This is a genomic window from Streptococcus koreensis (assembly GCF_003627135.1).
GTDB lineage: Bacteria > Bacillota > Bacilli > Lactobacillales > Streptococcaceae > Streptococcus > Streptococcus ilei.
The window spans coordinates 1609420-1636062 of the sequence record NZ_CP032620.1 but is presented as its reverse complement, the minus strand read 5'-3'; the positions used below and the strand labels follow the sequence as shown (position 1 = coordinate 1636062).

The 26643-nt window shown below is 41.4% G+C and carries 28 protein-coding genes; 17 read left to right on the top strand and 11 right to left on the bottom strand.

What is annotated here, in order from left to right; translation table 11 throughout:
* Positions 1-178 precede the first annotated feature (178 nt).
* The 6 genes from D7D50_RS08195 to D7D50_RS08170 all read right to left on the bottom strand — a co-directional run bounded on the left by D7D50_RS08195 (position 179) and on the right by D7D50_RS08170 (position 4212).
* Positions 179-823 (bottom strand): redox-sensing transcriptional repressor Rex, encoded by a 645-nt coding sequence (locus D7D50_RS08195; RefSeq protein WP_042361403.1) that lies wholly within the window; start codon positions 821-823, stop codon positions 179-181.
* A gap of 93 nt (positions 824-916) precedes the next feature.
* The gene (locus D7D50_RS08190) at positions 917-1153 is read right to left on the bottom strand and encodes a DUF4649 family protein (protein ID WP_023023158.1); all 237 of its coding nucleotides are present in this window, start codon (positions 1151-1153) and stop codon (positions 917-919) included.
* On the bottom strand, positions 1153-1500 hold the full coding sequence (locus D7D50_RS08185) for a DUF1831 domain-containing protein (protein WP_023023159.1): 348 nt from the start codon (positions 1498-1500) through the stop codon (positions 1153-1155). Before D7D50_RS08185 ends, D7D50_RS08190 begins: the two co-directional genes overlap by 1 nt.
* A complete protein-coding gene (locus D7D50_RS08180) occupies positions 1490-2617 on the bottom strand; it encodes a cysteine desulfurase family protein (RefSeq protein ID WP_120701961.1) in 1128 nt (375 codons plus the stop codon). Before D7D50_RS08180 ends, D7D50_RS08185 begins: the two co-directional genes overlap by 11 nt.
* A 9-nt stretch (positions 2618-2626) precedes the next feature.
* Positions 2627-3583, bottom strand: a complete 957-nt coding sequence (locus tag D7D50_RS08175; protein ID WP_023023163.1) for a ribose-phosphate diphosphokinase — start codon at positions 3581-3583, stop codon at positions 2627-2629.
* 62 nt (positions 3584-3645) lie between these two features.
* A complete protein-coding gene (locus D7D50_RS08170) occupies positions 3646-4212 on the bottom strand; it encodes a CYTH domain-containing protein (protein ID WP_120702350.1) in 567 nt (188 codons plus the stop codon).
* Between the two features lie 95 nt (positions 4213-4307).
* Here D7D50_RS08170 and yjbM point away from each other — a divergent pair, with 95 nt between their 5' ends.
* From yjbM to mutY, 5 genes are all read left to right on the top strand, one after another.
* Positions 4308-4979, top strand: a complete 672-nt coding sequence (gene yjbM / locus D7D50_RS08165) for a GTP diphosphokinase (RefSeq protein WP_048690012.1) — start codon at positions 4308-4310, stop codon at positions 4977-4979.
* On the top strand, positions 4963-5781 hold the full coding sequence (locus D7D50_RS08160) for an NAD kinase (RefSeq protein WP_023023169.1): 819 nt from the start codon (positions 4963-4965) through the stop codon (positions 5779-5781). Before yjbM ends, D7D50_RS08160 begins: the two co-directional genes overlap by 17 nt.
* Complete coding sequence (locus tag D7D50_RS08155; protein ID WP_023026786.1) at positions 5778-6668, top strand: RluA family pseudouridine synthase; 891 nt, start codon at positions 5778-5780, stop codon at positions 6666-6668. Before D7D50_RS08160 ends, D7D50_RS08155 begins: the two co-directional genes overlap by 4 nt.
* 21 nt (positions 6669-6689) lie before the next feature.
* Entirely contained in the window at positions 6690-7664 is a 975-nt protein-coding gene (pta, locus tag D7D50_RS08150) for a phosphate acetyltransferase (RefSeq protein WP_117744223.1), read from the top strand.
* 248 nt (positions 7665-7912) lie between these two features.
* On the top strand, positions 7913-9067 hold the full coding sequence (mutY, locus tag D7D50_RS08145; RefSeq protein WP_042507452.1) for an A/G-specific adenine glycosylase: 1155 nt from the start codon (positions 7913-7915) through the stop codon (positions 9065-9067).
* Positions 9068-9249: 182 nt separating this feature from the next.
* On the opposite strand, the gene D7D50_RS08135 is transcribed toward mutY, so the two are convergent.
* The 5 genes from D7D50_RS08135 to D7D50_RS08115 all read right to left on the bottom strand — a co-directional run bounded on the left by D7D50_RS08135 (position 9250) and on the right by D7D50_RS08115 (position 13513).
* Positions 9250-9597, bottom strand: a complete 348-nt coding sequence (locus D7D50_RS08135; RefSeq protein ID WP_023023176.1) for a DUF6568 family protein — start codon at positions 9595-9597, stop codon at positions 9250-9252.
* 109 nt (positions 9598-9706) lie between these two features.
* Positions 9707-11425, bottom strand: a complete 1719-nt coding sequence (locus tag D7D50_RS08130; RefSeq protein WP_120701960.1) for a phospho-sugar mutase — start codon at positions 11423-11425, stop codon at positions 9707-9709.
* Between the two features lie 299 nt (positions 11426-11724).
* Positions 11725-12285, bottom strand: coding sequence for an ECF transporter S component (locus tag D7D50_RS08125; protein ID WP_117744225.1), 561 nt, complete (start codon positions 12283-12285; stop codon positions 11725-11727).
* Positions 12282-12821 carry a phosphopantothenoylcysteine decarboxylase gene (gene coaC / locus D7D50_RS08120; protein ID WP_117744226.1) on the bottom strand — a complete coding sequence of 180 codons (540 nt, stop codon included), beginning with the start codon at positions 12819-12821 and terminating at the stop codon, positions 12282-12284. The genes D7D50_RS08125 and coaC overlap by 4 nt, the downstream gene beginning before the upstream one ends.
* A 5-nt stretch (positions 12822-12826) precedes the next feature.
* Positions 12827-13513, bottom strand: coding sequence for a phosphopantothenate--cysteine ligase (locus D7D50_RS08115; protein WP_117744227.1), 687 nt, complete (start codon positions 13511-13513; stop codon positions 12827-12829).
* 264 nt (positions 13514-13777) lie between these two features.
* Between D7D50_RS08115 and D7D50_RS08110 the strand changes: the two genes are divergently transcribed.
* From D7D50_RS08110 to topA, 12 genes are all read left to right on the top strand, one after another.
* Complete coding sequence (locus D7D50_RS08110) at positions 13778-15448, top strand: formate--tetrahydrofolate ligase (RefSeq protein WP_117744228.1); 1671 nt, start codon at positions 13778-13780, stop codon at positions 15446-15448.
* 234 nt (positions 15449-15682) lie between these two features.
* Positions 15683-16195: a GNAT family N-acetyltransferase gene (locus D7D50_RS08100; protein ID WP_023023187.1), complete on the top strand. Its 513-nt coding sequence runs from the start codon at positions 15683-15685 to the stop codon at positions 16193-16195.
* Between the two features lie 360 nt (positions 16196-16555).
* The gene (locus D7D50_RS08095) at positions 16556-17563 is read left to right on the top strand and encodes a DUF3137 domain-containing protein (protein WP_042507453.1); all 1008 of its coding nucleotides are present in this window, start codon (positions 16556-16558) and stop codon (positions 17561-17563) included.
* Between the two features lie 2 nt (positions 17564-17565).
* Positions 17566-18120 carry a LemA family protein gene (locus D7D50_RS08090; protein ID WP_023023190.1) on the top strand — a complete coding sequence of 185 codons (555 nt, stop codon included), beginning with the start codon at positions 17566-17568 and terminating at the stop codon, positions 18118-18120.
* Between the two features lie 152 nt (positions 18121-18272).
* The gene (locus D7D50_RS08085; protein WP_023023193.1) at positions 18273-19349 is read left to right on the top strand and encodes an aspartate-semialdehyde dehydrogenase; all 1077 of its coding nucleotides are present in this window, start codon (positions 18273-18275) and stop codon (positions 19347-19349) included.
* A gap of 88 nt (positions 19350-19437) precedes the next feature.
* Positions 19438-20373: a 4-hydroxy-tetrahydrodipicolinate synthase gene (dapA, locus tag D7D50_RS08080; protein ID WP_023023195.1), complete on the top strand. Its 936-nt coding sequence runs from the start codon at positions 19438-19440 to the stop codon at positions 20371-20373.
* Positions 20374-20444: 71 nt separating this feature from the next.
* Positions 20445-20783, top strand: coding sequence for an ATP cone domain-containing protein (locus tag D7D50_RS08075; protein WP_006597242.1), 339 nt, complete (start codon positions 20445-20447; stop codon positions 20781-20783).
* Between the two features lie 125 nt (positions 20784-20908).
* Entirely contained in the window at positions 20909-21760 is an 852-nt protein-coding gene (gene ylqF, locus D7D50_RS08070; protein ID WP_023023197.1) for a ribosome biogenesis GTPase YlqF, read from the top strand.
* Complete coding sequence (locus tag D7D50_RS08065) at positions 21747-22517, top strand: ribonuclease HII (RefSeq protein WP_120701959.1); 771 nt, start codon at positions 21747-21749, stop codon at positions 22515-22517. Before ylqF ends, D7D50_RS08065 begins: the two co-directional genes overlap by 14 nt.
* A 12-nt stretch (positions 22518-22529) precedes the next feature.
* Positions 22530-23456 carry an ROK family protein gene (locus D7D50_RS08060; protein WP_120701958.1) on the top strand — a complete coding sequence of 309 codons (927 nt, stop codon included), beginning with the start codon at positions 22530-22532 and terminating at the stop codon, positions 23454-23456.
* Positions 23457-23532: 76 nt separating this feature from the next.
* On the top strand, positions 23533-24375 hold the full coding sequence (dprA, locus tag D7D50_RS08055; protein WP_120701957.1) for a DNA-processing protein DprA: 843 nt from the start codon (positions 23533-23535) through the stop codon (positions 24373-24375).
* A gap of 92 nt (positions 24376-24467) precedes the next feature.
* A complete protein-coding gene (gene topA, locus D7D50_RS08050) occupies positions 24468-26555 on the top strand; it encodes a type I DNA topoisomerase (RefSeq protein WP_023026804.1) in 2088 nt (695 codons plus the stop codon).
* The last annotated feature ends 88 nt before the right edge of the window (positions 26556-26643 follow it).

Here is a 26643-nt window from a genome sequence, read left to right as displayed (position 1 = left end):
GAGTGGGACAGAAATCGGTCATTCGTTAGAATTCGATTTCGTCGTCCCACCTCCTCACAGTTGAGTAGGGCCATAAAAGCTGATGAACTCAGCGTAGTGGAGCCCACTCAACCACTGCGTCTTGCTCGACAATCCAAAGACAATTGAGAGGCTAGGACTTTTGTCCCAGCCTCATTTATTAAGTATTTTTGCGCATAAAGTAGAGAAGGGTTTGCAGTTCACTGGTTAGATCGACATATTGGACAACCACATCTTTTGGAACTGTTAAGTGTACTGGGGAAAAGCTAAGGATTCCCTTGATACCAGCTTCAACCAGTACATCTGCAACTTCTTGAGATTTTACACTTGGAACGGTTAAAATGGCTGTTTGGATCTCTTGTCCCTCTAGTTTTTCTTTCAGCGTTGAGATGCCGTAAATCGGAATACCATCTTTACTTTTAGTACCGACTAACTCATGATCATCGGTATCAAATGCCATGACAATCTTCATCTTGTTTCGCTCATGGAAGCGATAGTGAAGAAGGGCACTTCCCATATTCCCAATACCAACGATAGCAACATTGGTGATGGAGTTATCATTTAAGAGATCTGCGAAAAAGTTCATTAACTTTTTGACATCATAACCAAAACCACGTCGTCCTAGCTCTCCGAAGTAGGAGAAGTCGCGACGAACAGTTGCGGAGTCAATCCCGATGGCTTCAGCAATCTGTTTTGAATTGGCTCTCTCGATTTTCTCTGCATTAAAGCGTTTAAAAATGCGGTAGTAGAGGGAGAGTCGTTTGGCAGTAGCACGAGGAATTGGATTAGTCTTATCTTGTTTCACAATATCACAACCTTTCAAATCTATTGTATAAAAAGTTTGTGAATAAAGCAACTATCTTCTACTAAAAAAACACCAAAAAGGTGCTTTTCTTTCTTAGTTGGAATTTCTTAAACTCTGATCAAACTGAATCAGATAGCGATAGAAGTCGCCTATCTTTCCAGTAAAAGGTAATGTTTGTCCCTTGTAGGATACGGAAACAACCTGATAGGAATCTGGAAGGGTCACACAGCCTGAAAAAGCTAATAAACAGTGATCCAAATTATCGTAGCTGATCTGACGTTCCTTTTTGTATGCATCCAAATAAGTGAGGACTATGAGACCATTGGTCATTACTTTTCAATCCTTTCAAAGATTTCCCGTTCAACTAGACTATCCATAAGGAAGTAGAATTTTTGTTGGATGATTTTGTTTTCTGGATTTTTAAAAATATTCACCAAACGAAGACCTGACTTATCAGTAATGTTAATTTTAAATCCTGTTAAATCCTTATTGATGATAATTTTTAGCTTAAAGCCATCCCCGCTGTTTGGAACAGCTTCTAATAAACGATTTAATTCGTAGTTCCCAACCTTTGTTTGTGCAAAGGTATTGTCGCGTAGGGTATATTTTTTAATATTTGGATGGATTGCGTATGTGTAATCGCAGTTTGGTAATGAGACAGATGTTTCAAATGCCATGTAATTCTCCTAAAATTTTGTGAATGGTTGTTATAAAAGTATCGACCTCAGCGGTCGTATTGAATTCGGATAAACTAATGCGAATAGATTCCTTCAATCGATGAGAATCTTCGCCATAATAAGCCGCAAGAACGTGGCTTGGTTGAACAGTTCCTGCTGTACAAGCAGAGCCGGTTGAGACTGAAATTCCTGCCATGTCTAAACGAAGCAGTAGGATATCATTGCTGATACCTGGAAAGCCGATATTTAAGACATGAGGAAGTTTGGAGTCTGTGCAATTCAGATAAAAATCTAGATCCTCTAGGCCAGTTAGGATACGTTCAGATAAGCTCTGAATATACTGATAATTTGCGTCTAACTGATCAGTTGCTTCTTTGAGGGCTTGAGCCATTCCAGCAATTGAAATCAAGTTCTCTGTGCTAGCTCGACGTTTGTCTTCTTGGTCACCCCCGTGTAAGAGATTGAAGAAGTCAGGCTTTTTAGCATAGAGAAGACCAACTCCCTTAGGCCCGTGAAATTTATGGGCCGATGCGGTTAGAAAATCAACTCCTAGCTCTTCAGGGGCTACAGCAAGTTTACCAACGGCTTGAACAGCATCAACATGAAAAGCAGCAGGATGGTCTTTTAAAAGGTCAGAAATTGCCTTGATAGGCAAGAGATCACCCGTTTCGTTGTTGGCATACATGGTGGATACTAAAATTGTATCGGGACGAAGTGCAGCTCGAATATCTTCAGGTCGAATTTTTTGATCTACTGGTTGAATGATGGTTACTTCAAATCCATATTCTTGGACCAAGTACTCAATCGGTTCAAGAACGGCATGGTGCTCAATAGCCGTGGTAATAATATGCTTCCCTTGCTGTCTATGTTTGAGACAGTAGCCCTTTATAACAGTGTTATTACTTTCGGTCCCGCCAGAAGTGAAGATAATCTGTTGACTAGAGGTCTTTAAACAAGTTGCAACGCATTCCCTAGCATCTCTAAGAATCTTTTTCGCTTGACGACCATGGGAGTGGAGGCTAGAGGGATTTCCGAAACTGGTCTCCATCGTTTCTGTCATCACCTTGATTACTCCTGGGCTTAGGGGAGTGGTTGCCGCATTGTCAAAATAAATCACGACATCACCTTATTTCTTGTGGTATGCAAAGAGTGGACTAACTGGTTTACGCTCTTGGATACGTACAAGGGCATCTCCAATCAATTCGCTTGCAGTAATGTATTTTACATTTTGGGGTTTTTGCTCTTTGGTTGCTACAGAGTCTGTAACCAAAATTTCTTTAATCGGTGCTTGGTCTAGTAATTCTGCAGCTCCCTTAACGAAAAGTCCGTGACTAGAAACGGCATAAATCTCAGTAGCGCCGTCGCGTTGAACAATTTTTGCAGCCTCAGAGAAGGTTTTTCCTGTATTCAAAATATCATCGATCAGGATTGCTTTTTTACCTTTAACATCCCCGATGATGTAGCCCTCGTCACGGCTAGAGTCGTCTTGGGCGTAGTCGATGATAGCAATTGGGGCATCTAGATATTCTGCAAGATTGCGTGCGCGTTTCACTCCAGAATTTTTAGGGCTGACAACCACTACATCTGAACCGGTTAAACCTTGTTTGATATAGTGATCAGCAAATAGAGGAATCGTGAACAAGTTGTCTACTGGGATATCGAAGAAGCCTTGTACTTGAACCGCATGAAGATCGAGGGTTACAACACGGTCTACCCCTGCCTTGACAAGCATGTTGGCAACTAATTTTGCTGTAATTGGTTCGCGAGGAGCAGCAGTGCGGTCTTGACGAGCATACCCAAAGTATGGAAGGACCACGTTTACGGTATGGGCACTTGCTCGTTGGCAAGCATCTACCATGATTAACAATTCCATTAAGTGATTGTTCACTGGGAAGCTAGTAGATTGGATGATGTAAATATCATATCCACGCACACTTTCTTCGATATTAATTTGGATTTCACCATCTGAGAATTGACGTGAAGAAAGCTTTCCGAGTGGGATGCCAGCAACTTCCGAAATTTTTTGTGCAATTTCTTGATTGGAGTTGAGTGCGAAGAGCTTCATATTGTTTTTTTCTGACATGTGTTTGATCCTCATTTAGATATTTTTGTCTAGTCTTATTTTAGCAAAAAAATTCAGTAATTTCAGCTTTTTAGCAAACTTTGAGCTAATCTTGCCACTTTGCTTTTTGCTGGCTTATATTCAATTTGTTTTTCCTTGAGAAATTCGTGAAAATAAGTTTCATCTGAGGCAGCATCTACCTCCATTTCCAACTCATAGTCCTCAATAGAATTATAACGACTACGGTCAAAGGCTAATAAACCTTTTGGGATTCTTTTCTCACGTCTCTCTGTTTCCAGACTACCCCAGACATCTAAGGCAGCTAGTGGAATTCCTAAATCAGTGAGAAAGCTGGCAATCTCACCTTGAGGGAGTTTTTTCTTGGATAGAAAGTCTTCTACCTGATCAAATGTAAGAGCTTGGTTGTATTCAAAATGTCCCGCTTCTTGCGGTACTTTAAGGGTTAGCTCAGCCCGATCAGCTAAGGTACGAATTCGCAAGGCCATCTGATGATTCCGGATGGCTTGGTCGGGCGTATCGATATAGTGATTGGTTTGTCGAACAGGAGGTTGTTCCTTGAAAAAATCCTTAAGAGAGTCGTATTCTTCCTTGGTTAGTAAGGTTTTAAATTCAATTTCTAAATGATTCATAGCCACGTCCTTTTCTTTCGTTTGCAAGCTCTTTATGATATAATAATAGATGTGTTTATTTTATACAAAAAACTTTGAGATGACAAGGTGATTCAATGGCGATTGATTGGGAAAATTTTTTAGATCCCTATATCCAAGCAGTTGGGGAGTTGAAGATTAAACTTCGTGGGATAAGAAAGCAGTATCGCAAACAACAAAAGCATTCCCCAATCGAGTTTGTGACCGGTCGTGTGAAGCCGATTGAGAGTATTCTCGAAAAGATGGAACGCAGAAGTATATCTGAAGAGAACCTGGCTCAAGATATGCAAGATATTGCTGGTCTGAGGATCATGGTTCAATTTGTAGATGACGTAGACGAAGTCCTAGAAGTCTTGCGGAAGCGTCAGGATATGCGCGTGGTTCAAGAACGAGACTATATTCGTCACAAAAAGTCGAGTGGCTATCGAAGCTATCACGTTGTAGTAGAGTATCCAGTAGATACCATTAATGGCTATGAAACCATTTTGGCAGAGATACAGATTCGTACTCTGTCTATGAATTTTTGGGCCACCATTGAACACTCATTAAATTACAAATATAAAGGAGATTTTCCGGACGAGATTAAAAAGCGTCTTGAAGTCACTGCGAATTTGGCTTATCAACTCGACGAGGAAATGGGCGCCATTCGTGATGCCATTCAGGAGGCGCAAGCCCTTTTTGATCCTATGCATCGTAAATTAAACGATGGTGTCGGAAATAGTGATGATACAGATGAGGACTACAGGTAAGAAGGTTTCGATTATTCGAAATCGAAAACGCCAAAGCGAAGAGGTCTTTCAACAACTTCGTTATAAATTAAAAAAGAATAATTTTATCTTGACTGAAAAACATCCGGATATCGTGATCTCCATTGGTGGAGATGGCATGTTGCTCTCGGCTTTTCATAAGTACGAGAGTCAATTAGATCGGGTTCGTTTCGTTGGGGTGCATACAGGGCATCTTGGGTTCTATACGGACTATCTAGATGATGAGATTGACAAATTAGTAGAAAATCTTAAGTATGATACAGGTGCCAAGGTATCTTACCCAATCCTGAATGTCAAAGTGACCTTTGAAAATGGCGATACTAAGATTATGCGAGCCCTTAATGAAGCGACAATCAAACGCAGTGACCGAACCATGGTGGCTGACCTAACCATCAATGGCGTTCATTTTGAGCGGTTCAGAGGGGACGGCATTACCGTTTCGACCCCTACAGGCAGTACGGCTTATAACAAATCTTTGGGAGGGGCTGTTCTTCACCCGACCATCGAAGCACTTCAAATTGCAGAAATTGCTAGCCTCAATAACCGTGTGTATCGAACTTTGGGTTCATCGATCATTGTTCCTAAAAAAGATAAGATTGAAATTACGCCAAGCCGGCCTGGTTTTCACATTCTCTCTGTTGATAATTCAACTTATTCGTATCGAAATATCGTCCATATCGAATACCAGATTGATAACCACAAGATCAATTTCGTAGCGAGCCCAAGTCATACCAGTTTCTGGAATCGGGTCAAGGATGCTTTTATTGGAGATATTGACGAATGAGGTTCGAGTTTATTGCAGACGAACACGTCAAGGTCAAAACATTCCTGAAGAAGCACCAGGTTTCAAAGGGGTTATTGGCCAAGATCAAGTTTTCTGGAGGCCAGATTTTAGTAAATGGCATTGAACAAAATGCCATCTATCTTCTCGATATAGGAGATAAGGTAACGATTGATATTCCCTCTGAGGAAGGCTATGAAGCCTTGGAGGCCATTGATCGTGATTTAGAAATCTTGTATGAAGACGATCATTTCTTAGTCCTCAACAAACCGGCCGGAGTGGCATCTATTCCTAGCTCTCTTCATTCCAATACCATTGCAAACTTTGTCAAGGGTTACTACGTTCGTAACCAGTATGAAAACCAGCTTGTTCATATTGTCACCCGTTTAGACAAAGATACCAGTGGGATCATGCTCTTTGCTAAACATGGCTATGCCCATGCCCGATTGGATAAACAACTTCAGGCTAAGACCATTCAAAAACGTTACTTTGCATTGGTAAAGGGGACGGGTGAGTTGGCAAGCAAGGGTGACATCATTGCCCCCATTGCGCGTGATGAAGATTCGATCATTACCCGAAAAGTAGCAAAAGGTGGCAAGTATGCTCATACCAGCTACCAAGTTGTCCAGTCTTTCGGTGATATTCATCTGGTGGATATCCAATTGCATACAGGCCGGACCCATCAGATTCGCGTTCATTTTTCTCATATTGGTTTTCCGCTTTTGGGAGATGATCTTTATGGTGGTTCCTTAGAAGATGGGATCCTTCGACAAGCCTTACATTGCCATTCCTTGGCTTTCTATCATCCTTTTTTGGAAGAAGAACTCCGAATTGAAAGTTCTTTGCCAGATGATTTTAGCCAGGTCTTAAAACAGTTAACAAATATTTAATTTTTTTCAAAGGAGAAACTCATGGAAGTTTTTGAAAACCTCAAAGCCAACCTGGTTGGTAAGAATGCACGTATTGTATTACCAGAAGGTGAAGAACCACGTATTCTTCAAGCAGCAAAACGAATTGTGAAAGAAACAGACGTAACCCCTGTCTTGCTTGGGAATCCGGATAAGATTGGCATTTACCTTGAAATTGAAGGTGTTTTGGAAGGATACGAAGTCATCGATCCGCATTCTTACTCAGGTTTTGAAGAGATGGTAACTTCCTTAGTTGAACGTCGCAAGGGTAAAATGACAGAAGAAGAAGCACGCCAAATTTTGCTAGATGATGTCAACTACTTTGGTGTCATGTTGGTACATCTTGGAATTGTTGATGGAATGGTGTCAGGTGCGATTCACTCAACAGCAGCAACCGTTCGTCCAGCTCTTCAAATTATCAAAACTCGTCCAAATGTTAAACGGACTTCAGGTGCCTTTATCATGGTTCGCGGATCTGAACGCTACTTGTTTGGTGACTGTGCGATTAACATCAATCCAGATGCTGAAGGCTTGGCTGAAATTGCCATCAACTCTGCTATCACAGCGAAGATGTTTGGGATTGATCCAAAAATCGCCATGTTGAGCTATTCAACAAAAGGTTCAGGTTTTGGTGAAAGTGTTGATAAAGTAGTTGAAGCAACAAAAATCGCTCATGAGCTTCGTCCAGATCTTGAAATTGATGGGGAATTGCAATTTGACGCAGCCTTTGTACCTGAAACAGCAGCATTGAAAGCTCCAGGAAGCAAGGTAGCAGGTCAAGCCAATGTCTTTATCTTCCCTGGTATCGAAGCTGGTAACATTGGTTACAAGATGGCAGAACGTCTTGGTGGCTTTGCGGCGGTAGGTCCGGTCTTGCAAGGATTGAACAAGCCAGTGAACGACCTTTCCCGCGGATGTAATGCAGATGACGTTTACAAGTTGACCTTGATCACAGCGGCTCAAGCTGTTGAACAATAAGAATAATTTAAAGGAGAGTGGGACAGAAATCGGTAATTGGTTAGAATTCAATTTCGTCGTCCCACCTTTGCACAGTTGAGTAGGGCTGTAAAAGCTGATGAAGTCAGCGTAGTAGAGGCCACTCAACCACTGCGTCTTGCTCGACAATCCAAAGAAAATTGAGAGGCTGGGACTTTTGTCCCAGCCTCTTTTTATTGATAAAGTCAGAATTGTAAAAGTAAAAGTCCATTCTGTGGTATACTAGGAATATGATGGATTTAAAAGATTACGGGATTACCATGTGGGAGGAGAAAAAAATTGCTTCTTTCCGAAGAAAAATATTAGCATGGTATGATGCCAATAAACGGGATCTTCCCTGGAGAAGGACGCAGGATCCTTATAAAATTTGGATCTCAGAGATTATGCTCCAGCAGACACGCGTCGATACGGTTATTCCTTATTATGAGCGTTTTCTTGACTGGTTTCCGACGATTGAGGATTTGGCTAAGGCGCCAGAAGAGAAACTCTTGAAAGCTTGGGAAGGTTTGGGTTATTACTCACGGGTTCGCAATATGCAGAAAGCTGCTCAGCAGATGATGGAAGACTACGGAGGTTTATTTCCATCAACCTATGAGGCTATCTCAAAACTTAAGGGAATTGGACCTTATACAGCCGGTGCTATAGCTAGTATTGCTTTTGGCTTGCCAGAACCAGCAGTGGATGGCAATGTCATGCGGGTCCTAGCCCGCTTGTTTGAGGTGGACTATGATATCGGAATCCCGACCAATCGTAAAATTTTTCAAGCCATGATGGAAATCTTAATCGATCCGGACCGTCCTGGCGACTTTAATCAAGCCTTAATGGATTTAGGCTCTGATATCGAATCACCAGTCAATCCAAGGCCGGAGGAGAGTCCTGTTAAGGAATTTAGTGCGGCTTATCAGCATGGAACCATGGATCGTTATCCCATCAAGGCTCCTAAAAAGAAACCAGTGCCAGTTTATTTAACAGCCTTTATTATAAAGGATAGTCAAGGGCGCTATTTGCTGGAGAAAAATGAACGAGAAGGCCTATTATCTGGTTTTTGGCATTTTCCCTTGATTGAAGTGGATAATCTATCGGAGAACTTGGGGCAGTTGTCTCTACTGGATGGAAAGGGGCAAGCAGGAGACCTTCCGGAAATACTTTCCTTTGAACAGGATTATGACTTGGTCATTGATTGGCAAGAGAAATCTTATCCCATCGTCCAGCATGTCTTTTCACATCGCAAATGGCAGGTTCAACTTCGTTACGGCTTGGTAAAAGAAGGAGAGCAGCCAACAAGTGAATCGACTGTTTGGTTAAGACCAGAAGAATTTTCGGCCTATCCTTTTGCCAAACCCCAGCAAAAGATTTGGACGACTTTTACAGAAAACGAAAAATGAGAGTGGGACAGAAATCGGTAATTCGTTAGAATTCGATTTCGTCGTCCCACCTCCGCACAGTTGAGAAGGGCTGTAAAAGCTGATGGAATCAGCGTAGTAGAGCCCACTCAACCACTGAGTCTTGCTCGACAATCCAAAGATAATTAAGAGGCTAGGACTTTTGTCCCAGCCTCAATTTTTTCTTATAGATGAGCGAATGCTTTAATTTCTTCTTCTGACATAGAAGAGTCACAACGAACCGTTACTTCACCTGCTTCGACATGTAAAAATCCTGGTACAGTTGGAATGCCATAGGTTGAACGGAAGGCTTGTAAAGCCTCTAATTGGCTTGGTTCTTCACTATTGATGAAGTAGATATGAGCTTTTGTTTCAGCTACTACAGTTGCTAATTTAGCAGCGAACTTACGGCAATATGGGCAAGTCTTGCGTCCAATAAAGAAGGTTGCTGTTTCTTTTTGGTCGATGGCTTCTTGCGCACGCGCAACAGTGGTTACTTCAAGATCTTTAATATCTTCTAAAAATTGTTCCATGAGATTACCTCGCTTTCTTATAAATCTAGTATGCCATAAAGGGCGAAAAAATGCTGTATTTTGATACGAAAAAAAGATGAGATTGGTTGATCTCATCTTTTGTGGTTTCTTATTTTACAAAGGCATTGATTTCAGCTTCGATGTTAGCAATTTTAGCTTGAGAATCTTCGTTGCTTTCACCAACAACGGCAATGTAGAACTTAATTTTTGGTTCTGTACCTGAAGGGCGAACGGCAATCCAAGAACCATCAGCAAGTGTGTATTTCAATACATCACTTGGAGGAGTTGTCAAGGTTGTTACAGTGCCATCAGCAGCAGTAGATGTTTGTGCTTTGAAGTCTTCAGTGATTGAAACTTCTGTTGAGTTAAATTCTTTTGGCCCGTTTTCACGGAATTTCGCCATAATCGCTTTGATTTGCTCAGCACCGTCAACACCAGAAAGTGTAACAGAGATTGTCTTTTCAGCATAGTAGCCGTACTCTTTGTAGATTTCTTCGATACCGTCAGCAAGTGTCAAACCACGAGAGCGGTAGTAAGCAGCAAGCTCAGCAACGACAAGGACAGCTTGAATCGCATCTTTATCACGTACGAATGGTTTAATCAAGTAACCGAAGCTTTCTTCAAATCCCATCATGTAAGTGTGATTGTGTTTTTCTTCGAATTCTTGAATCTTTTCAGCGATGAATTTGAAACCAGTCAAGACGTTAAACATAGTTGCGCCGTAGCTTTCAGCAATCTTCGTTACCAAGTCAGTTGATACGATAGATTTGCAAAGGGCTGCATTTTCTGGAAGAGTGCCAGCATTTTTGTGAGCTTCCAAGATGTACTTAGCCATGATAGCACCGATTTGGTTACCTGAAAGGTTAAGGTAGCTACCGTCTTTTTGAAGGACTTCAACACCGACACGGTCAGCGTCAGGGTCAGTTGCCACAAGAACATCAGCTCCTACTTGGCGACCAAGTTCTTCTGCAAGAGCAAAGGCTGCTTGGCTTTCTGGGTTTGGTGATTTTACAGTTGAGAAGTCAGGGTCTGGAGTTGCTTGAGCTTCAACGACTTGAACAGAGTCAAATCCTGCTTGAGCAAGAGCACGACGAGCCAACATTTCACCAGTACCGTGAAGTGGAGTGTAGACAATCTTCATGTCTTTACCGAATTCTTCAATCAAGGCAGGATTGATGTTCACGTCTTTGACTTCTTTGAGGTATTCAGCATCAATCGCTTCACCAATAACTTCGATCAAACCAGAGGCTTTTTCTGCTTCAACATCAGCGACTTCCACAGCAAATGGATTTTCGATCGCACGAATATAGGTTGTCAAAGCATCTGCATCATGTGGAGGCATTTGGCCACCATCTTCACCGTAAACCTTGTATCCATTGAATGGAGCTGGGTTGTGGCTAGCAGTAATCATGATACCAGCAAAACAGTTGAGGTGACGAACCGCGAATGAAAGTTCTGGAGTTGGACGGAGACTTTCAAAAACATAAGATTTAATACCGTGTTTTGCAAGAACTGCTGCTGATTCAAAGGCAAACTCTGGAGAGAAGTGACGGCTATCGTAAGCGATGGCTACCCCACGTTCTTTTTCATTTCCACCCTTTGATTCGATCAAACGAGCCAAACCTTCAGTTGCTTGACGGACTACATAGATGTTAATACGGTTGGTACCGGCACCAATCAATCCACGCATACCAGCAGTACCGAATTCAAGGTTCGTGTAGAAGGCATCTTCTTTGGTTTTTTCATCCATGTTTTCCAAATCGCGACGAAGGTAATCTGGTAGGTCAGCAAAATCAGCCCATTTTTGGAAGTTTTCTTGATAAGTCATGCAAGCGTCTCCTTTTTAATATATAATTAATCGCTCACATTATAGCAAATTTTTTCAGAAAATTCTAGCGATAATTGTAAATCTTTTCAAAAATAAAGAGGGAATTTTGGATAGAAAAAAGGCTGGGACAAAAGTCCTAGCCTCTCAATTATCTTTAGATTGTCGAGCAAGACGCAGTGCTTGAGTGGGCTCTACTACGCTGATTTCATCAGCTTTTACAGCCCTACTCAACTGTGCGGAGGTGGGACAACGAAATCAAATTCTAACGAATGACCGATTTCTGTCCCACTCTCAACTTTTTATTTTAATTTTTCGAGGGCTGGGACAACGGCACTAGTGATCAGAACCGTTGCAATAACTTCGATGAGTGAGTTAGTAGACACAATCAAGCCAAGAAAATGTTGAATTCCTCTCCCAAAGGTATTACCAAAGAAGAGGTAAATCCCGCTTAAAACGAATACAGTATTGGTCATAGATCCGACAATGCCGGCTGTTATTAACCCAGTACGATTGTGCATCCATCGATAGACAAAATAAGGTGTTACCCCGATGAGAATACGCGGTACTATAGCGATGACAAGGGAATAGAGATTTCCGTTTGGCACAAAGGGACTAAATAGATAGCTTGCTGGGGTTAAAACAAGAGTATTCATCGTTAAACTAAAGAGTCCCATAAGCAGTCCTAGAATAGCACCTGTACGAGGTCCATAAATGATAGACGCGATCACGACAGGGATATGAACCAAGGTTGGCTGAATACCTGATGGTACAAAATGTAAGATGAAGGAAGTTGTAAAATGGATGGTAATCATTACCGCGAAAAATATAGCAATGCGTGAAATGGATGAGGATTTTTTCATGAAAGCGACTCCTGTATAGTAGTTAGAATGGTTTCGATAGAAGCTAAAGCTCCAGCCCCTTGATCGCCACAAGCCAGAGTAGCATAGCGAGGTTGAATAATCTGATAGCCGTAGTCTTGTAAGAGTTTTAGATTTCGTTGGGTAGCTGGGTGTTCCAGCATTTTCGTATTCATAGCGGGGGCTAGGATTTTTTTAGTTTCTTGAGGCAAGGCTAGAGCTGTGCTCGTCACCATATTATCTGCTAGCCCCATGGCAAGTTTAGCAATCGTATTGGCACTAGCCGGTGCTACTAGAAAGAGGTCTGTTTCTTTTCCAATGTCGATGTGTTCAATCCGCTGTGGATCCTCTTCAATCATGACATCTAGACCGACTGGATTTTTTGAAAGGACCTGAAGGGTTAGGGGAGTGATAAAAGCTGTAGCTGCAGGAGTCATGATTACCTTCAGCTGATGACCGAGCTTGGTCAATTGACTGGTGATATCCGCTGCCTTATATGCAGAAATACTTCCTGTAACAGCTAGTAGAATATTGGCCATAGGTTTTATCCTTTATTTGTAATGTGATGGAAGATTTTTTGAGCAATATCCAATTTCGTTTTGGCTATTCGAGTAGCATCTTTAGTAACTAAGTATGCTCGATGCTTCCCGTCTTGAATTTCGCTCAAGTCATTGGCGACAATCATTTCTGCCTGATTTTTTTTGAGGCTAGCACGAGCAACTGATAGCAGTTGATCCTGGGATACATCAACCAGCAGTTTAAATCCAATTAAACGAATGTCTGGATTCCAGGCTTTCACCAAGGAAATCAACTTAGGATTTTTCTTCAAAAAGAGAACTTGATAATCTTCCTCCGATGAAATCTTCGATTCCTGATTGGTTTGATGGAGAAATTGCTCTAAATTAGTAGCTTCTTTTACAGCATGAAAACCTGTCATATAGACTGGACTGTAGTCGGAGACAGCCATGGAATGAATAAGGACCTGATGAGTTGGAGTTTCTTTCTCAAGAACTGTTTGAAGTTCAGCGACATCTTTGATGATCACTTTTGTTAAACGAGGGTGTGCATTCGGTTGAACCGCAGTTGGGGTGGTCACCAGAGTCACAGAAAATCCTGCCTCTAAAAATTTTTCGGAAATGATTTTTCCAAGTTGACCAGTGGAATGGTTGGTAATCGAACGAACCTGATCAATTTTTTCACTCGTTCCACCAGAAGTAATCAAAATATTCATAGGCTTATTTTACAAGAATTTTATATTTTAGTAAAGCCAAGAACATGGGTCTTGCGTCTGTTTTTTAGGCGAAACGGAAGTAATGGGAGAGGAATTGGGGACTCATAGTTATTTCGTATAGAGGGCTATAAGAAATTAGAATAAAGGCCAAAAAGGTTCATTTTAAAGGCAAATACCGAACGAACGGGGAAAGTTTGACATTTAAAATATATATCCTTGTGAAATTTCTGTATAATAGGATTATTAAATAGTGAGGAGATTAAGATGAAGACAGATATCGAGATTGCACAAAGTATTGAATTGAAACCAATCACAGATGTGGTAGAAAAATTGGGGATTCATTTCGATGACTTAGAACTCTATGGAAAGTACAAGGCAAAATTAACCTTTGATAAGATTCAAGCCGTTCAGAAGGAAGAACCAGGAAAACTCATCTTGGTGACAGCTATTAACCCAACTCCAGCTGGAGAAGGAAAATCTACTATCACTATTGGATTGGCAGATGCCTTAAATAAGATTGGTAAACAAACCATGATTGCCATCCGCGAACCATCTTTAGGTCCTGTTATGGGTATTAAAGGGGGAGCAGCTGGTGGAGGCTATGCCCAAGTTCTCCCTATGGAGGATATAAATCTTCATTTCACGGGTGACATGCATGCCATTACGACAGCAAACAATGCTCTTTCAGCTTTGATTGATAATCATTTGCATCAAGGAAATGAGCTAGGCATCGACCAACGCCGGATTATCTGGAAGCGGGTAGTGGACTTGAATGACCGTGCTTTGCGGCATGTTTCTATCGGTCTCGGAGGCCCTCTTAATGGGATTCCTCGTGAAGATGGGTTTGATATCACCGTTGCTTCTGAGATTATGGCCATTCTTTGTTTGGCGACAGATATTGAAGACTTGAAACGCCGTTTGGCTAATATTGTCATCGGCTACCGCTATGATCGTAGTCCAGTTTATGTCCGCGATTTAGAAGTAGAAGGGGCTCTTGCTTTAATCCTGAAAGATGCCATCAAGCCAAACTTGGTTCAAACCATCTATGGAACTCCAGCCTTCGTTCATGGTGGACCTTTTGCAAATATTGCCCATGGATGTAACTCTGTTTTGGCTACCTCAACCGCTCTTCGTTTAGCCGATTACGTGGTGACAGAGGCAGGCTTTGGGGCAGATTTAGGAGCTGAAAAATTCTTGGATATCAAAACACCAAATCTCCCAGCCAGTCCATCTGCTGTTGTGATTGTTGCAACGATTCGAGCTTTGAAGATGAATGGTGGAGTTGCCAAAGATGCTCTTTCTGAGGAAAACGTTGAGGCTGTTCGTTCAGGTTTTTCTAACTTGGAACGCCATGTTGAAAATATGCGCAAATTCGGTGTTCCTGTAGTGGTTGCCATTAATGAATTTGTAACGGATACAGAAGCTGAAATTGAAACTCTTAAAGAACTTTGTGCTTCTATTCAAGTTCCTGTTGAATTGGCTAGCGTTTGGGCTGATGGAGCTGATGGAGGAGTAGCCCTAGCAGAAACCGTGGTGGCGACCCTTGAAACAAGTACAGCTAGCTACACTCGTCTTTATGATAATGATCTTTCTATTGAAGAAAAAATTACCAAGATTGCTAAGGAAATTTACCGGGCAGACAATGTTGTCTTTGAGAAAAAAGCCAAAACTCAGATTGCTCAGATTGTAAAAAATGGCTGGGACAAGTTGCCCGTTTGTATGGCCAAGACACAATATAGTTTTTCAGATGATCCAAGTCTCCTTGGAGCGCCGACTGGCTTTGATATTACCATTCGCGAATTGGTGCCTAAGACTGGTGCAGGCTTCGTCGTTGCTCTAACTGGTGAAGTGATGACCATGCCTGGACTACCAAAACGTCCTGCTGCTTTGAACATGGATGTGGCAGAAGATGGGACAGCCTTGGGCTTATTCTAATAAAAGTATATGAGAGTGGGACAAAAGTCCTAGCCTCTCAATTGTCTTTGGATTGTCGAGCAAGACGCAGTGGTTGAGTGGGCTCTACTACGCTGATTACATCAGCTATTACAGCCCTACTCAACTGTGCGGAGGTGGGACGACGAAATCGAATTCTAACGAATTACCGATTTCTGTCCCACTCTCATTTTTATATTTTCGAGGTATAATAGAGAGATAGAAAGCGAGAAGACTATGTTGAAGATACGACCAGTCACCTTAGCGGATGCTCCTGAACTTGTCAGAATTTATGCCCCTTATGTTAAGAAAACAGCCATCACTTTTGAATATGATGTTCCGACGACGGAGGAATTTGAAGGGCGTATCGAAAAGACCCTTCAACGTTTTCCCTACTTAGTAGCTGAAGAAAATGGTCAAGTACTTGCTTATGCCTATGCTTCAACCTATTATGACCGATCAGCCTATGACTGGGCTGTAGAAGTATCAGTCTATGTGAACGAACATTATCTTGGGCAAGGACTGGGTTCTCGTTTGTATGAGGCCTTAGAGAGGGAGCTGGAAGCGCGTGGCTATTTACGCTTCTTAGCTTGCATCGCCTTGCCAAATCCAGCTAGTATTGCCCTGCATGAAAAACGAGGCTATGTGAAAGTTGCTCATTTTCCTAGAATTGGCTATAAATTTGATCAATGGCATGATATTGTCTGGATGCAAAAGACAATCGAAGGGCCTGTGAAATCCCTAATGTAATAATGCAGATGAATCGTGGCTTTCCTCTATTTCTCTTAAGCTTTTTGAGAGGAATTCTAAAACGAGCCTCTTGACAGCTTATGCAATGTCGTGGTAGACTAGTTTCATGCGATGAGTCGATTGGCTCTTAGGAGCCTTTTGCGCTGAGGAGGTCTACATTCAATTGTAACGCAGGAGCGGACCTTGAACAGTTGTGTGAACCGGCTGTTCTCATCGAAAGATGCCTCGAATCCCTTACCATTTGGTAGGGGATTTTTTTGTAGAAATTCACTGCTATCAAATACATATATTTGTTTGCCTCTTGTGGTTGCTGGTGGTATAATGATGGAAATAGATGTATTCATTTGTGTTTGAAAGGAGATGGTTATAGTGTATGATCAAAACAGTCCAAACAACAAGTGGTCACAAGAAACTTTCCAACGTATCAGTGAACTGGAGAGATTAGAACAATATCAGGCTAAGTTGTTCATCATGAAGGAACAAATGAAGAATAACCTTCATTGGAGAAACGCTACTATGCTTGGTATTATTTTAGCTATACTATCTTTCCCACTTTTTGGATTGCGAGCCTTTGTTATCATTCTTCTTGCAGGGGTGTTCTATTATTTACCAGCCTACCAAAAAAGAAAGTCTTTATTCAGAGGTCAGGTTCGATCCAATGACGAGATTTATATAACAGATTTTCTTTGTCCTATTTTGAAAGAAGTTTTTCCTCAAGCTGAGCTAACTTTGACAGCTAACTACCCTATGAATGTCTTGCAGGTCTTTAGTCCGAGATCGACTAAGTTTAATCTCTTTAATCAACTGTCCTTCCATGATGAAAAGAATCTCGTAGTAGCCAATCTCTATGCTTACCACATTGAAACGCGAACCAAGAGAGACTCTAACGGGGAAACTCATACGGTCAACGAAGAAGTTGAAGATTTTTCTGGTCAGATTTTTTCTTTAAAAGCTCCAATCTCATTTCCAGGGCACTTGAGAGTTGTTCCAACCAAGAAATCTTTGTTTTTAAAAAGAGAACTAAAAGGAGACTATCCGGGTGCTGGACCTAATGAAGTCCAAATTGAAACAGAAGATATCCAAAACAATGAAAACTACAATATCTATTGTACTGATGAACTGGCTGCACGAAAATTCTTAAAACCAAAGATCCTAGAATGGTTTGATCAGCAAATTTCTCAGAATGCTATGTGTGTGTATTTAGTACAAGACACACTCTACATTTCCTTATATACTGATCGCTACCTTTTCCCAACCCCAAATAGAAAAGACGCAATCGAAAGTCTTTCGATTGCTGCAGAGTATCAAAAACTCTGTAGGGAGATTGATCTCATTGATGAATTAACCAATATATTTAAAGGAGAATAACTATGTCAGGTTTAATGATTGCCCTTGTTTTTTTTGCTCTTGTCATTTTCTTGTGGTTTATCGGAGAAAGCAACCGTTTGAACCGTTATCAGGTCATGATTGAAGAATCTAAAAGAACGGTCGATATCACTCTGGTGAAACGCTACGATACCATTTCGGAAATGTTGAAGGCCTCTAAGGCTTATGCCAAACATGAGGAGAAAGTCTTTAGCGAATTGGTAGCCCTTCGCCAAGGTGCTTCCATTCAAGAATCCAACCAAGTTATTGCCAATCAAAATGATGTTTTGGCACAAATCCGAGCAGTGGGTGAGAATTATCCAGAGCTCTTGTCTTCTAACCAATTCTTGGCCTTGCAAAAAGAAATTGCTGACGAAAATGAAGATTTGGCAGCCTCTAAACGAATTGTCAATAGCAATATTAGTCAAATCAACCAAGCCATTGTAACCTTCCCAACATCTGTTGTTGCAGGGATCAAAGGCTTGTCACAAGTTCCATTTTTATTGGAAGACACGCAAGGGAAGAAGGACTTGAGTGATTTGGATTATGAGATCCATTAATTTTTATTAAAAGCTTTCATATCTTTAGAAACGATCCCGGTCTTAGATCGGGATTTTTTTTAGAAATGAAAATACGCTTTTCATTTACTGGGAAAAATAGTATAATAGATGAAATTCACAAATTTTTAGAAAATTCCGAAAGAGGTTTTATTATGGGATATACAGTTGCTGTTGTCGGCGCGACAGGTGCCGTTGGTGCTCAAATGATCAAGATGTTGGAAGAATCGACACTTCCAATCGATAAAATTCGCTACTTGGCGTCTGCTCGTTCAGCTGGTAAGGTATTGAAATTTAAGGATCTAGACATTACGATTGAAGAAACAATGGAGAACGCTTTTGAAGGAGTTGATATTGCTCTCTTCTCTGCTGGTGGTTCAACTTCTGCAAAATACGCACCTTATGCTGTGAAAGCAGGAGCTGTCGTGGTCGACAATACGTCTTACTTCCGTCAAAACCCAGATGTGCCATTGGTTGTTCCAGAGGTGAATGCTCATGCCCTTGATGCTCACAATGGGATTATTGCTTGCCCTAACTGTTCAACAATCCAAATGATGGTGGCACTAGAGCCAGTTCGTCAAAAATGGGGCTTGGATCGTATCATCGTATCGACTTACCAAGCTGTCTCTGGTGCAGGTATGGGTGCTATTCTTGAAACACAACGTGAACTTCGAGAAGTTTTGAATGATGGAGTGGATCCGCGTGATTTGCATGCAGAAATCTTACCATCAGGTGGCGATAAGAAACATTATCCAATCGCATTTAATGCTCTTCCTCAAATTGACGTCTTCACTGATAATGACTACACATATGAAGAAATGAAGATGACAAACGAAACCAAGAAAATCATGGAAGATGATAGCATTGCAGTTTCGGCAACGTGTGTACGTATTCCGGTCTTGTCAGCTCACTCAGAGTCAGTTTACATTGAGACCAAAGAAGTAGCTCCAATTGAAGAGGTAAAAGCGACCATCGCAGCCTTCCCAGGTGCAGTACTGGAAGATGATGTTGCTCATCAAGTATACCCACAAGCTATTAATGCTGTTGGTTCTCGTGATACCTTTGTTGGTCGTATCCGTAAAGACTTGGATGCTGAAAAAGGGATCCATATGTGGGTAGTTTCTGATAACCTTCTTAAAGGAGCAGCCTGGAACTCTGTTCAAATCGCAGAAACTCTTCATGAGCGTGGATTGGTGCGCCCAACAGCTGACTTGAAGTTTGAATTGAAATGATTCTATAACTGAATAAATTGTAATGGGGACAGTGACCAACTTTTGGTGCTGTCCCTCTTCCCTATGATTGAATCAAGAAGGAGGATCTATGTCTTATCAAGATTTAAAAGATTGTAAAATGATTACCGCCTTTATCACCCCTTTTCACGAAGATGGCTCGATCAACTTTGAAGCTATTCCTCCTTTGATTGAGCACCTCTTAGCTCACCATACGGACGGAATTCTATTAGCTGGTACCACGGCCGAAAGTCCGACACTGACACACGATGAAGAATTAGAACTCTTTGCAGCGATTCAAAAGGTGGTGAACGGACGGGTTCCTTTGATTGCTGGTGTCGGGACCAATGAAACCCGAGATTCTATTGAGTTTGTAAAGGAAGTAGATCAGTTTGGAGGTTTTGCTGCTGGGTTAGCTATCGTCCCTTACTACAACAAACCTTCTCAAGAAGGAATGTATCAGCATTTTAAAGCTATTGCAGACGCTTCTAACTTGCCAATTATTATCTATAACATCCCAGGGCGCGTGGTTGTAGAAATGACACCAGAAACCATGCTCCGTTTGGCCGAACATCCAAATATCATCGGGGTCAAAGAATGTACGACTCTAGCCAATATGGCTTACTTAATTGAGCATAAGCCAGAAGAGTTCCTCATTTATACGGGAGAGGATGGAGATGCTTTCCACGCCATGAACTTAGGGGCAGACGGTGTCATTTCAGTAGCTTCCCATACCAATGGGGATGAAATGCACGAAATGTTCCAAGCGATTGAGCACAATGATATTAAAAAGGCAGCGGCTATTCAGCGCCAATTTATCCCTAAAGTTAATGCTCTCTTTTCTTATCCAAGTCCAGCACCAGTTAAAGCAGTCTTGAACTATATGGGCTTTGAAGCAGGGCCTACTCGTTTACCATTAGTTCCAGCCCCTGCTGAGGAAGCGAAGCGCATCATCAAGGTTGTAGTGGATGGGGATTACCACGCATCGAAAGAAATCATCACGGGAGTTCTTCGTCCGGATTATTGATATTTTAGATTCTTGACAAATCTCCTATTTATTAAGATAATAGAAGTATATTGAAGACCAAGGAGAAAAAGATGGAAGTCATTAAACGTAGTGGTGAAGTAGTAGAATTTGATCCAGATAAAATCTACCAAGCTGTTTTAAAAGCGGCTCAAACAGTCTATGTCTTAACGGATGATCTTCGCCAAAACTTGGCGCAAGTGACCAAGAAAGTTGTGATGGATCTGGAAGAAGCGAAAGTAGAACGTGCGACTATCAGCATGATCCAGTCAATGGTTGAACACCGCTTACTTGGCGCTGGTTATATTACCATTGCTGAACACTATATTTCTTATCGCTTGCAACGTGATTTGGAACGGAGTGGTTATGGAGATCACATCGCTGTTCACTTGCATTTTGAGCAAATTCGCTAAAATAAGAAACGAAGTTACAGATGTAGCTTCGTTTTTGTTTGTAAAAATGGGAAGCAGTTTTATAAAAGAAATACCGTATTTCATGGTATAATAGATAGGATTGAATGTTGAAAGGATTTCATTTCATGGCGATTATTCAATGGTTTCCTGGACATATGTCCAAAGCTAGAAGACAAGTACAGGAAAATTTAAAATTCGTGGATTTTGTAACGGTTCTGGTGGACGCTCGTTTGCCATTATCCAGTCAAAATCCCATGTTAACAAAAATTGTTGGTGACAAGCCTAAGTTGATGATTCTGAATAAGGTAGACTTGGCAGATCCTGTCGCAACAAAAGAATGGCAGGGGTATTTCGAATCTCAAGGAATCAAAACATTGGCTATCAACTCCAAAGAGCAGTCGACAGTCAAAAAAGTAACAGATGCGGCTAAGTCTTTGATGGCAGATAAAATTGCTCGCCAAAAGGAACGAGGGATTCAGATTGAAACCCTTCGGACCATGATTATTGGGATCCCAAATGCTGGTAAATCAACGCTGATGAATCGTTTAGCAGGGAAAAAGATTGCCGTAGTTGGAAATAAACCAGGTGTAACCAAGGGACAACAGTGGTTGAAAACCAATAAGGACCTCGAAATCTTGGATACCCCAGGGATTCTTTGGCCAAAATTTGAAGATGAAGATGTAGCTCTAAAATTAGCTTTAACGGGTGCCATTAAGGACCAGTTATTGCCTATGGATGAGGTGACTATTTTTGGTCTGGAGTATTTTAAATCTCACTATCCAAAAGAGTTGCAAGAACGCTATAAGCAAATGAATTTGGAGCAGGAAGCACCGGAAATCATCATGGAGATGACCCAACGCTTAGGCTTTCGAGATGATTACGATCGTTTTTATAGCTTGTTTGTTAAGGATGTACGAGATGGTCGTTTGGGCCGCTATACCCTTGATCGCGTAGGTGAAGTGGATGCCAACGATTAAAGAAGTCAAAGAGCGTTTGGCAACGATTGATAGGCTGGATCATCCCTTGTTTGAAGAGTTAATCTATGATGCTCGAGCGGGCGTTCAGTCGGCCATCAACAAACGAAAACGTGAACTCCAAAAACAAGTAGACGAAGACCTGCGTTTAGAAAAAATGCTCACCTATGAAAAAGAATTATATGCCCAAGGGATTCAGCTCATTGCAGGAGTGGATGAAGTAGGACGAGGCCCTTTAGCTGGGCCTGTCGTCGCTGCAGCTGTTATTTTGCCTAAAAATTGTAAAATTCCAGGTTTAAACGATAGCAAGAAAATTCCTAAATCTAAGCACCAAGCTATTTACCAAGCGGTTTTGGATCAGGCTATTTCGGTTGGGATTGGGGTAAAAGACAATCACGTCATTGATCAGGTAAATATCTATGAAGCGACGAAATTAGCTATGCTAGAGGCTATTCACGAGTTGGACCCACAGCCTCAACATCTCTTGATCGATGCCATGAAATTGGATCTTCCTATTTCTCAGACCTCCATCATCAAGGGAGATGCTAATTCCCTGTCTATCGCGGCAGCTTCTATAGTGGCTAAGGTGACACGGGATCAGATGATGGCGACATATGACCAAGAGTATCCAGGTTATGATTTTGCACAGAATGCGGGCTATGGGACCACCAAGCATCTTGAAGGATTGGAAAAACAAGGGGTTAGTCCAATCCATCGTCGAAGCTTCGAACCCATTAAGTCCATGACTGCTGTTGACTAGGAGGAGAAGAAAATGCTCTTAGCCTTTGATATCGGGGGAACCTTTATTAAATATGCCTTAGTCGATGAAGCCTATCAAGTGAGCGATTCCTCTAAAGTCCCGACACCAGATACTATTGAGGACTTTTGGGAAGCCCTCGAGCGCGTGATTTGCTCGTTCCAGAATCAAATTACAGGGATTGCCATCTCATGTCCAGGTGAAATCAATAGTCGACTTGGTTTTGTCTTTAAAGGTGGCCTAATTCCTTATTTGAGGAATATTCCTTTAGCTTCTCGTTTAAATAAGATGTTTCAAGTTCCTGTGACCGTCCTCAATGACGGAGATGCTGCGGGTTTGGCAGAAGCTCGAATTGGAAACCTCCAAGATTGTTACTGTGGTGCAACCTTTGTATTGGGAACTGGCGTAGGATTAGCCTTGACTTCCAATGGTTCTTTAATTTCTATTTTGCATCTCAAGGATTATCTTCGTTGGCCGAACCCAGAGGAGCCACCAACAATTCCAGAACAAAAACAATTTCAGAGAGAGATTTTGAAGCATGGGATTTCCAGTTTGGTTCAAAATTTAGGCTCAGCTGTCAACTTTGTAGCTCAAGCCAGTCAGCTCTTGCAACTGCCGGAAGAGGATGGCATCCAGGTTTTTGAAGCCCTTCACGCTGGTTATCATGGGGAGTTACAAGACTTATTTATTTCTTATTGTCGGGAAATTGCAATCCTGATCTATAATCTTCAGTCACTTGTTCGGCTTGAAAAAGTGACGATTGGTGGAGGAATTAGTAGCCAAGACCTTCTTTTAGAAGAAATCAACCATCAGTATAAATTGTTGTTTGAAGAAAGTAGTGAGCAACGATTTTCTTTACTAGAGATACAAGCAGCTCGTTACCACAACTCAAGTAACCTTTTGGGGGCCGTTTGTCATTTTAATATTGTAGAAAATCATTAAAAAGTTCTATTTTTAGAGCTTTTTTTGTTTTCTTTTACGAATATTATAAATAGATAGTAGAAAATGAGGTTTACGAATGAACAAATATGAACTTTATAAATTAAAGGTTTCTGGCCTGTCTAATCTACAGGTTTTTAACATTGTCAATTACTGGGAAATGAATGGGGAATGGCCTTCTTTAGAATTAATAGCAAAAATTGCAGGATGTCGCAATCAAACACTTTTTATGGAACGATATATTCGGATTGATGACAAGGTCTTGATGGAGGAGTTCAAAGAGTTTGATTCGATATCCATTATGGATTCAGAATATCCTGAAGAACTTCTTTGGATGCATAACCCACCTGTTTTGTTGTTTTACTCAGGTAATATTGACCTTCTTAAACATCCCAAAATAGCAGTTGTGGGGAGTCGATCCTGCAGTCGCACAGGGATTCAATCTGTCGAAAAAATTATTTATGAGTTAAACAACGAATTGATTGTGGTGAGTGGATTAGCCAAGGGGATAGATGCTGCGGCTCATTATGCAGCTATTCGAAATGGAGGAAAAACAATTGGTGTGATTGGTACTGGGTTAGATGTCTTCTATCCTAGATCTAATAAACAGTTGCAGAAGTACATGAGTGTGAGCCATTTGGTTTTAACAGAATATGGTCCTGGCCAAAGCCCTCAAAAACACCATTTTCCAGAGCGTAATCGGATTATTGCTGGTCTTTCTAGAGCGGTGATTGTGGCAGAAGCGCGGATGAGGTCTGGGAGTCTGATCACTTGTGAGCGTGCTATGGAAGAAGGTCGTGATGTTTTCGCTATTCCAGGTTCTATATTGGATGGTCGTTCTGATGGTTGTCATCACCTCATTCAAGAAGGAGCAAAGCTTGTGACCAGTGGAAAAGATGTCCTAGATGAGTTTGAATTTTAAAATGAGTTTTCCTATAGGAGAACTTCACGGTTGACATCCCGAAAAAAATAGTTTACACTCTATGAGGTTTATTACAAAATAGAGGTAAAAAAGTGGCTACTAAAACAAAAAAGAAAACCACAACAGCTAAAAAGAATTTAGTCATTGTGGAGTCTCCTGCGAAAGCGAAGACAATTGAAAAATATCTTGGTAGAAATTATAAGGTCATGGCCAGTGTGGGGCATATTCGTGACTTGAAAAAATCTACCATGTCCATTGATTTTGATAACAATTATGAACCTGAATACATTAATATTCGCGGAAAAGGTCCTTTGATCAATGAATTGAAAAAAGAGGCTAAAAAGGCCAAACAAGTCTTTCTCGCAAGTGACCCGGACCGTGAAGGAGAAGCTATATCTTGGCACTTGGCCCATATTCTTCAGTTGGATAAGGAAGATAAGAACCGTGTTGTTTTCAATGAAATTACTAAGGATGCGGTAAAAAATGCCTTTCAAGAACCCCGTAAGATTGATATGGATCTGGTAGATGCTCAACAAGCACGCCGTGTCTTGGATCGGATTGTAGGGTACTCGATTTCACCAATTCTATGGAAAAAGGTGAAAAAGGGACTTTCTGCTGGTCGGGTGCAGTCAGTTGCTCTTAAATTGATCATTGATCGGGAAGAAGAAATCAATGCCTTCCAACCAGAAGAATACTGGACAATTGATGGAACCTTTAAAAAGGGAACCAAGCAGTTCCAAGCCAATTTCTATGGAATGAATGGCAAGAAGATGAAACTTCAAAACCAGGAGGATGTGAAAGCTGTTCTTTCGCATCTCGATGGGAAAGAGTATATCGTTGAAAAAGTTGAGAAAAAGGAACGCAAACGCAATGCGCCCCTTCCATACACGACTTCTTCTATGCAGATGGATGCGGCCAATAAGATTAACTTCCGTACTCGTAAGACCATGATGGTAGCTCAGCAGTTGTATGAAGGAATCAATATTGGATCAGGTGTTCAAGGTTTGATCACTTATATGCGTACGGACTCGACTCGGATTAGTCCAGTCGCTCAAAATGAAGCAGCTAGCTTTATCGTTGATCGATTTGGAGAGAAGTATTCCAAGCACGGAAGCCGGGTCAAAAACGCTTCTGGTGCCCAAGATGCCCATGAAGCTATTCGTCCTTCTAGTGTTTACAATACGCCTGAGAAAATTGCTAAGTACCTAGACAAGGATCAGCTCAAGCTCTACACCTTGATCTGGAACCGTTTTGTGGCTAGCCAGATGACAGCAGCTGTCTTTGACACTATGAATGTCCGTTTGGGGCAAAATGGTGTTCAATATACAGCGAATGGTAGTCAGGTGAAATTTGACGGTTATTTAGCGATTTATAATGATTCGGATAAGAACAAGATGTTACCGGATATGGAAGAAGGGGATACTGTCACTCAGGTCAATAGCAAACCTGAACAGCACTTTACCCAACCACCAGCTCGTTATTCTGAAGCGACCTTGATTAAGACGTTGGAAGAAAATGGAGTGGGACGTCCTTCAACCTATGCACCAACGATTGAGACCATTCAAAAACGCTATTACGTGAAGCTTGTAGCCAAACGCTTCGAGCCAACCGAGTTAGGGGAAATCGTCAATAAACTGATCGTTGAATTCTTCCCAGATATCGTCAACGTAACCTTTACTGCTGAGATGGAAGGGAAACTAGATGATGTCGAACTTGGGAAAGAGCAGTGGCAAAAGGTTATCGATTCCTTCTACCAACCATTTAAAAAAGAAGTAGCCAAGGCTGAAGAAGAGATGGAGAAAATTCAAATCAAGGATGAGGCGGCTGGTTTTGACTGTGAGGTTTGTGGAAGTCCCATGGTCATCAAATTAGGACGTTATGGTAAGTTCTATGCTTGTAGCAACTTCCCAGATTGTCGCCATACCCAAGCGATTGTCAAAGAAATTGGGGTGGAATGTCCAAACTGTCATCAGGGCCAAATCATCGAGCGTAAAACCAAACGGAACCGTATCTTCTATGGATGCAATCGCTACCCAGAATGTGAATTCACTTCTTGGGACAAGCCAATTGGCCGTGACTGTCCAAAATGTGGTCAGTATTTGGTTGAAAAGAAAGTACGTGGTGGTGGCAAGCAAGTTGTATGTAGCAATGGTGACTACGAAGAAGAAAAAGTGAAATAAGTTTTTAGAATGATTCGATGTCTATTATAACGGCAATTTTATAAAATGTCTGTTATAATAGACATTTTTATTTTTTTTCGTTATAATA

Excerpts from the sequence above, each read along its gene's own strand:
- D7D50_RS08190 (WP_023023158.1), bottom strand. The coding sequence starts at position 1,153 with ATGACCAATGGTCTCATAGTCCTCACTTATTTGGATGCATACAAAAAG.
- D7D50_RS08185 (WP_023023159.1), bottom strand. The coding sequence starts at position 1,500 with ATGGCATTTGAAACATCTGTCTCATTACCAAACTGCGATTACACATAC.
- D7D50_RS08175 (WP_023023163.1), bottom strand. The coding sequence starts at position 3,583 with ATGTCAGAAAAAAACAATATGAAGCTCTTCGCACTCAACTCCAATCAA.
- D7D50_RS08170 (WP_120702350.1), bottom strand. The coding sequence starts at position 4,212 with ATGAATCATTTAGAAATTGAATTTAAAACCTTACTAACCAAGGAAGAA.
- yjbM (WP_048690012.1), top strand. The coding sequence starts at position 4,308 with ATGGCGATTGATTGGGAAAATTTTTTAGATCCCTATATCCAAGCAGTT.
- D7D50_RS08160 (WP_023023169.1), top strand. The coding sequence starts at position 4,963 with ATGAGGACTACAGGTAAGAAGGTTTCGATTATTCGAAATCGAAAACGC.
- D7D50_RS08155 (WP_023026786.1), top strand. The coding sequence starts at position 5,778 with ATGAGGTTCGAGTTTATTGCAGACGAACACGTCAAGGTCAAAACATTC.
- pta (WP_117744223.1), top strand. The coding sequence starts at position 6,690 with ATGGAAGTTTTTGAAAACCTCAAAGCCAACCTGGTTGGTAAGAATGCA.
- mutY (WP_042507452.1), top strand. The coding sequence starts at position 7,913 with ATGATGGATTTAAAAGATTACGGGATTACCATGTGGGAGGAGAAAAAA.
- D7D50_RS08135 (WP_023023176.1), bottom strand. The coding sequence starts at position 9,597 with ATGGAACAATTTTTAGAAGATATTAAAGATCTTGAAGTAACCACTGTT.
- D7D50_RS08130 (WP_120701960.1), bottom strand. The coding sequence starts at position 11,425 with ATGACTTATCAAGAAAACTTCCAAAAATGGGCTGATTTTGCTGACCTA.
- D7D50_RS08125 (WP_117744225.1), bottom strand. The coding sequence starts at position 12,285 with ATGAAAAAATCCTCATCCATTTCACGCATTGCTATATTTTTCGCGGTA.
- coaC (WP_117744226.1), bottom strand. The coding sequence starts at position 12,821 with ATGGCCAATATTCTACTAGCTGTTACAGGAAGTATTTCTGCATATAAG.
- D7D50_RS08115 (WP_117744227.1), bottom strand. The coding sequence starts at position 13,513 with ATGAATATTTTGATTACTTCTGGTGGAACGAGTGAAAAAATTGATCAG.
- D7D50_RS08110 (WP_117744228.1), top strand. The coding sequence starts at position 13,778 with ATGAAGACAGATATCGAGATTGCACAAAGTATTGAATTGAAACCAATC.
- D7D50_RS08100 (WP_023023187.1), top strand. The coding sequence starts at position 15,683 with ATGTTGAAGATACGACCAGTCACCTTAGCGGATGCTCCTGAACTTGTC.
- D7D50_RS08095 (WP_042507453.1), top strand. The coding sequence starts at position 16,556 with ATGGTTATAGTGTATGATCAAAACAGTCCAAACAACAAGTGGTCACAA.
- D7D50_RS08090 (WP_023023190.1), top strand. The coding sequence starts at position 17,566 with ATGTCAGGTTTAATGATTGCCCTTGTTTTTTTTGCTCTTGTCATTTTC.
- D7D50_RS08085 (WP_023023193.1), top strand. The coding sequence starts at position 18,273 with ATGGGATATACAGTTGCTGTTGTCGGCGCGACAGGTGCCGTTGGTGCT.
- dapA (WP_023023195.1), top strand. The coding sequence starts at position 19,438 with ATGTCTTATCAAGATTTAAAAGATTGTAAAATGATTACCGCCTTTATC.
- D7D50_RS08075 (WP_006597242.1), top strand. The coding sequence starts at position 20,445 with ATGGAAGTCATTAAACGTAGTGGTGAAGTAGTAGAATTTGATCCAGAT.
- ylqF (WP_023023197.1), top strand. The coding sequence starts at position 20,909 with ATGGCGATTATTCAATGGTTTCCTGGACATATGTCCAAAGCTAGAAGA.
- D7D50_RS08065 (WP_120701959.1), top strand. The coding sequence starts at position 21,747 with ATGCCAACGATTAAAGAAGTCAAAGAGCGTTTGGCAACGATTGATAGG.
- D7D50_RS08060 (WP_120701958.1), top strand. The coding sequence starts at position 22,530 with ATGCTCTTAGCCTTTGATATCGGGGGAACCTTTATTAAATATGCCTTA.
- dprA (WP_120701957.1), top strand. The coding sequence starts at position 23,533 with ATGAACAAATATGAACTTTATAAATTAAAGGTTTCTGGCCTGTCTAAT.